The following is a 5,002-nucleotide window of genomic DNA, read 5'->3' on the forward strand; positions in this document are numbered from 1 at the left end:
ATCAACGCGCGTGGCATCACCTTCCTGCTGATCGAGCACAATATCGATATGGTGACGCGGCTTTGCCATCGCGTCCTCGTCATGGCGAGCGGCCAGCTGCTCAGCGAAGGCACGGCCGAAGAAGTCGCTCGCGACCCACGTGTCATCGAGGCCTATCTCGGAGGCGCGGCATGAGCGAGATCGTCCTCGAAGTCCGCGACCTCGAAGCCGGTTACGAGCCCGGCGTGCCGATCGTGCGCGGCGCCTCGATCACTGTCAAAAAAGGCGAGATCGTCGTCGTGCTGGGCCCCAACGGCGCCGGCAAGTCGAGCTTCATCAAGGCCATCGCCGGCCTCGTCCCGATCACCGGTGGCACGGTGTTTCTGGACGGCAAGGACATCACCGCTGCGCCTGCCCACACCATGGTGCGGCTTGGACTGGCCTTCGTGCCGCAGACCGAAAACATCTTCCCGCTGATGTCGGTCGAGGACAATCTCAGGGTCGGCTGCGGCGTCCTCGAGCGGCGCGAAATCCCTGCCCGCATCGGGGAGATGTATGCCGCCTTCCCAGACCTCGTCCGCCAGCGCCGCACCGCCGCCGGCAATTTGTCGGGCGGACAGCGGCAGATGCTCGCTGTCGCACGGGCGCTGATCGTCCACCCCAGAGTGCTGGTGCTGGACGAGCCGTCGGCCGGCCTGTCGCCGAAATTCGTCTCGATGGTGTTCGAGATGCTGGCCGGCATCCGCAAGTCCGGCGTCACCATCCTGCTGGTCGAACAGAATGCCAAGGCGGCGCTCGCCATCGGCGACCGCGCCTATGTCCTGGTCGAAGGCAAGGACCGGCACGAGGGCATCGCCTCCGAATTGTGGAACGATCCGGTGGTCGCCGAACTCTATCTCGGCCAGCGCCCATCTAAGGCAGGGAAAGGAGGTGAGGCATGAGCCTGCAATTTGTCGTCGACGGATTGCTGACGGGTTCGATGATCGGCCTCGGCGCCATCGGCGTGACGCTTACCTATTCGATCCTGCGCTTCTCGAACTTCGCCCATGGCGACTTCATGGCATGGGGCACCTATGCGACGCTGGCCGTCGTCAGCGCCATCGGTGCGACAGTAGGCAAGGTGGCGCCGATCGCACCGCTGTCCTTCGGCTGGCCGCTCATTGTTGCGCTCGTTATCGGCATGGCCTTCACCGCGCTCTTGGCGCTGCTGCTCGACAAGGTGCTGTTTTCGCGGCTTCGCTCGCAAGGCCAGGCGATCATCGTGGTGATGGCGAGCTTCGGCGCCTCGATGGCGCTGAGAAGCCTGCTCGAATTCACCTTCACCTCGCGGCCGACCTATTTCAGCCGCGCGATCCAGATCGCCATGCCGATCGGCTTCGGCATCCGCATCACACCCGACCAGATCGCGCTTTTGCTGCTGACCGCGGTGCTGGTGCTCGGCGTGCATCTGTTGATAACGCGCACGCAGACCGGCCGCTCGATGCAGGCCTTGAGCCAGAACGCGGCGCTGGCCCGCATCGTCGGCATCGATGTCGCCAGCGTGGTGCGCGTCACCTGGGTCATCGGCGGCGCTCTCGCCTGCGTCGCCGGCGTGATGATCGGCATTCTGGTGCAGATCCGCCCGTTCATGGGCTTCGACATGCTGCTGCCGATGTTCGCCGCCGCCATTCTCGGCGGCATCGGCAGCATTCCCGGTGCGGTGCTCGGCGGCCTGATCATCGGGCTCGCCGAGGCTGGTGCGGTGCAGTTGATCGGCGCCGAGTGGCGCGCCGCCGTTTCCTTCATCATCCTGATGGCGGTGCTGTTCGTGCGGCCGATCGGCCTGTTTGGTGTGAGGGAACGCTGATGGACCTGCTCGGCTACGGCGCCTTCTTCCTGACCACAGCGCTGATCTTCTCGCTGGTCACGCTAGGGCTCAATTTGCAGTGGGGCCTGACCGGGCTGTTCAATGTCGGCCTCGCCGGCTTCGTCGCCATCGGCGCCTACACATCGGCGCTGCTGACCACACCGGACGATGCCGCGCGGCTGGGCGGCTTCGGCCTGCCGATCCTTGTCGGCTGGGCGGGCGCCATGGTCGTCGGCGGCATCGCTGCAGCGCTTACCGGCATGGCAACGCTGCGGCTGAAATCCGACTATCTGGCGATCACCACCTTCGGCGTCGCCGTCGTCGTGCAACTGGTCGCGCTCAACGCGCAGAAACTGACCGGCGGCCCGTTCGGCATCGGTTTTATTCCGCGCCCCTTCGGCAGCCTTGCCGAGACGCCGCTGCTGTTCAACCTGTCCAACCTTGGCGTGGTCTCGGTGGTGACGCTGATCGCCTATCTCGCCTTGGAACATTTGTCGCGCAGCCCGTGGGGGCGGGTCTTGAAGGCGTTGCGCGAGGATGAGCGGGCGGCGATCTCGCTTGGCAAGAGCGCGCGTTTCTACCGCGTCCAGGCCTTTGCCGTCGGCGGCGCCATCATGGCGCTGGCCGGCGCGCTGCAGGCGCATTTCACCGGCTTCATCGCGCCGGACAATTATCTGCCGATCCTGACCTTCCAGGTCTGGGTGATGCTGATCGTCGGCGGTTCCGGCAGCAATCTCGGCGCCGTCATCGGCAGCATCCTGGTGTGGGCGATATGGGCCGGATCGGGCACGCTGACCAGCATCCTCTTCCCGCCGGAACAGCAGGCTCGCGCCGCCGCGCTGCAGATCGCCGCCATCGGCGTCATGCTCTGCGTCATACTGCTGATCCGGCCGAACGGCCTATTCGGCGACAGACCGCGGCGGTCCTGGTTAGATAAGCGGGCGAAGGCGGCGACGGCCAGGAGCATTTCGCCGTCATGAATGCCACGGTTCGGCGGGAAACGCATGGCGCTTCGCTGTGGCATGCCGTCAGCCGCAACCGCCGCGAGCGGCCGGCGCTGCAGAGCGGGCTCGCTGTCGACCTGGCCATCGTCGGCGGTGGCTTTTCCGGTCTTTCCACCGCGCTGCACGCGGCGGGGAAAGGCCTTTCCGTCGCCGTTCTCGAAGCCGAATTCATCGCCTGGGGTGCGACCGGCAGGAATGCGGGCTTTGTCGTGCCGAACTTCGCCAAAATGGATCCAGTCGACATACTGGCCCATCTCGGACCGTCGCGCGGCGAAAGGCTGATCGATTTCGCCGCCGGCAGCGCCGACCTGGTTTTCCGCCTGATCCGGCAGCACGGCATCGACTGCGACGCCGTGCAGAACGGATGGATCCAGCCTGCGCATTCGCCTGCCGCCTTCGAGAAGGTCAAGTCACGTGCCGGGCAATGGGCACAGCTTGGCCGGCCGGCAGTCACATTGGATCGGCAGGAAATCGAAGCCCTGACGGGCGTGCCGGGCTATGCCGGCGGCTGGATGGATCGTTGCGGCGGCGTGCTCAATCCGGTCGCCTATGCGCGCGGGCTTGCCGATGCGGCGGAGAAAGCCGGCGCGAAGGTCTTCGAGCAGACGCGCGTCGCCTCGGTTGATCGCATAGCCGATGGCTGGATGCTGAAAACCCCATCTGGCTCAGTACGCGCCGGCAAGGTGCTGATCGCCACCAACGCCTATGGCTGGTCCCTCAATCCGTCATTGCAGCGAACCTATTTCCCGCTGAAAGTCTTCCAGATCGCGACAGCGCCATTGCCCCGTGAAGTACGCAGCCGGTTGCTTCCCGGCGGGCAAGGCGTCGGTGACACCAGACGCAATCTGTTCACCTTCCGCTTCGACGCCGAAAACCGGCTGATCAGCGGCGGCATGAACATCCTTGGCGCTGGTGCCGACACGCGCGTACCGCAGACGATTTGGCGAAGGCTTGGTCGGCATCTCGGTCTGCCCGACCTGCCGCCGCTTGCCTACAGCTGGTCGGGAATGGCAGCGGTTGAACCGGATTTCCTGCCGCACCTGATCGACCTCGGTCCGGGCCTGATCGCCGGACGCGCCTGCAACGGCCGCGGCATCGCGATGACCACGGCGATGGGCAAGGTGCTGGCGGACTGGGCCTCTGGAACCGAGGCCCGCGACCTGCCGCTGCCCTTTGCGTCGCCGGCGCCAATCCCGTTCCATGCCTTGCTGCGGCACGCGCCCAACATGCTGCTCGGCTGGAGCATGCTGCGCGACCGGCTGGACGGGACGAGCTAGGCCGACGGCTACCTGGCAGCGTCAAGGTTTGCCGACAGCACGGCGGCCGCCATCGCGATGTCCTCTTCTATGAAGACCCGCACAGTGGGGCCGCTGCGCTGCTCCAGTGCGGCGACGATCTTGCGATGCGCGTCGTTGGAGTGCGGGATGTAGCGATCGGCCTGCATCAGCAGCTTGAGATAAGGCCCAACCCGCCCCCAGAGGTCGCGGATCATGTTCAAAAGGATCGGCGCGCCGGCATGCTGGTAGATGGCGAAGTGGAACGCCTCGTTCAACGAGAGATAGGCCCTGGCGTCGCTGGCCTCGATGGCACGCTGCATGCCGGCGAGCGTCGCCTGTATGTCAGCCAGTCCGCTTTCGCTCATCCTGGTCGCCGCCATCTCGCCCGCCAGTCCCTCGACGGCGATACGGATGCGCGTCAGTTCCTCGAAGGCAGGCGCGGACAGCAACGGCACGATGACCGAGCGGTTGTTCTGCATCTCGAGCAGTCGCTCGGCGACAAGCCGCTGCAGCGCCTCGCGGATTGGCGTGGTCGAGATGCCGAACGTCTCGGCGAGCTTGCGTATAACCAGCGTCTGCCCCGGGCTGAAGCCGCCTGAAATCAACTCCTGCTTGAGCGCGCCATAAGCGCGGTCATTCAGGGTTTGATGTTCGAGCTTCAGCATGCGATCGGCCCGATCACCAGTTCGACAGCGCGCGATCGAGCGTCTCGGCCAGTTGCTCGGCATTGTCCCTGGCAAACGGCAGTGGCGGCCTGATCTTCAGCACATTGCCGCGCGGACCGCAGGACGAGATCAGCACGCCGTCCTCGCGCATGGCTTCGACGACCGCCGATGTCTTGGTGGCGGCCAGCGCCTCGTCACCGTCCGCCGTCAGCTCGACACCGAAATAAAGGC

Annotated in this window: 5 protein-coding genes and 2 pseudogenes; 5 read left to right on the plus strand and 2 right to left on the minus strand. The window is 65.5% G+C overall.

Annotated features, from left to right (window positions below; translation table 11 throughout):
* From EN984_RS22460 to EN984_RS22480, 5 genes and pseudogenes are all read left to right on the plus strand, one after another.
* Positions 1-174, plus strand: a pseudogene (locus tag EN984_RS22460) (ABC transporter ATP-binding protein); the annotation flags it as partial.
* Complete coding sequence (locus EN984_RS22465; protein WP_127383953.1) at positions 171-920, plus strand: ABC transporter ATP-binding protein; 750 nt, start codon at positions 171-173, stop codon at positions 918-920. The pseudogene EN984_RS22460 and the gene EN984_RS22465, both read left to right, overlap by 4 nt.
* Positions 917-1,825: a branched-chain amino acid ABC transporter permease gene (locus EN984_RS22470; protein WP_127271373.1), complete on the plus strand. Its 909-nt coding sequence runs from the start codon at positions 917-919 to the stop codon at positions 1,823-1,825. Before EN984_RS22465 ends, EN984_RS22470 begins: the two co-directional genes overlap by 4 nt.
* Positions 1,822-2,805 carry a branched-chain amino acid ABC transporter permease gene (locus EN984_RS22475; RefSeq protein ID WP_164748655.1) on the plus strand — a complete coding sequence of 328 codons (984 nt, stop codon included), beginning with the start codon at positions 1,822-1,824 and terminating at the stop codon, positions 2,803-2,805. The genes EN984_RS22470 and EN984_RS22475 overlap by 4 nt, the downstream gene beginning before the upstream one ends.
* Entirely contained in the window at positions 2,802-4,106 is a 1,305-nt protein-coding gene (locus EN984_RS22480; protein ID WP_127276523.1) for an FAD-dependent oxidoreductase, read from the plus strand. Before EN984_RS22475 ends, EN984_RS22480 begins: the two co-directional genes overlap by 4 nt.
* Positions 4,107-4,114: 8 nt before the next feature.
* Here EN984_RS22480 and EN984_RS22485 read toward each other — a convergent pair whose 3' ends face one another.
* Complete coding sequence (locus tag EN984_RS22485; protein ID WP_127267839.1) at positions 4,115-4,771, minus strand: GntR family transcriptional regulator; 657 nt, start codon at positions 4,769-4,771, stop codon at positions 4,115-4,117.
* A gap of 13 nt (positions 4,772-4,784) precedes the next feature.
* Positions 4,785-5,002: pseudogene (locus EN984_RS22490) on the minus strand (aminotransferase class III-fold pyridoxal phosphate-dependent enzyme); the annotation flags it as partial.

Origin of the sequence: Mesorhizobium sp. M7A.F.Ca.CA.004.12.1.1, from assembly GCF_003997835.1 — a bacterium.
Classification (GTDB): Bacteria; Pseudomonadota; Alphaproteobacteria; order Rhizobiales; family Rhizobiaceae; genus Mesorhizobium.

Bases quoted from the DNA above. Each gene is read 5' to 3' on its own strand.
- EN984_RS22480 (WP_127276523.1), top strand. From the start codon at position 2,802: ATGAATGCCACGGTTCGGCGGGAAACGCATGGCGCTTCGCTGTGGCAT.
- EN984_RS22465 (WP_127383953.1), top strand. From the start codon at position 171: ATGAGCGAGATCGTCCTCGAAGTCCGCGACCTCGAAGCCGGTTACGAG.
- EN984_RS22470 (WP_127271373.1), top strand. From the start codon at position 917: ATGAGCCTGCAATTTGTCGTCGACGGATTGCTGACGGGTTCGATGATC.
- EN984_RS22485 (WP_127267839.1), bottom strand. From the start codon at position 4,771: ATGCTGAAGCTCGAACATCAAACCCTGAATGACCGCGCTTATGGCGCG.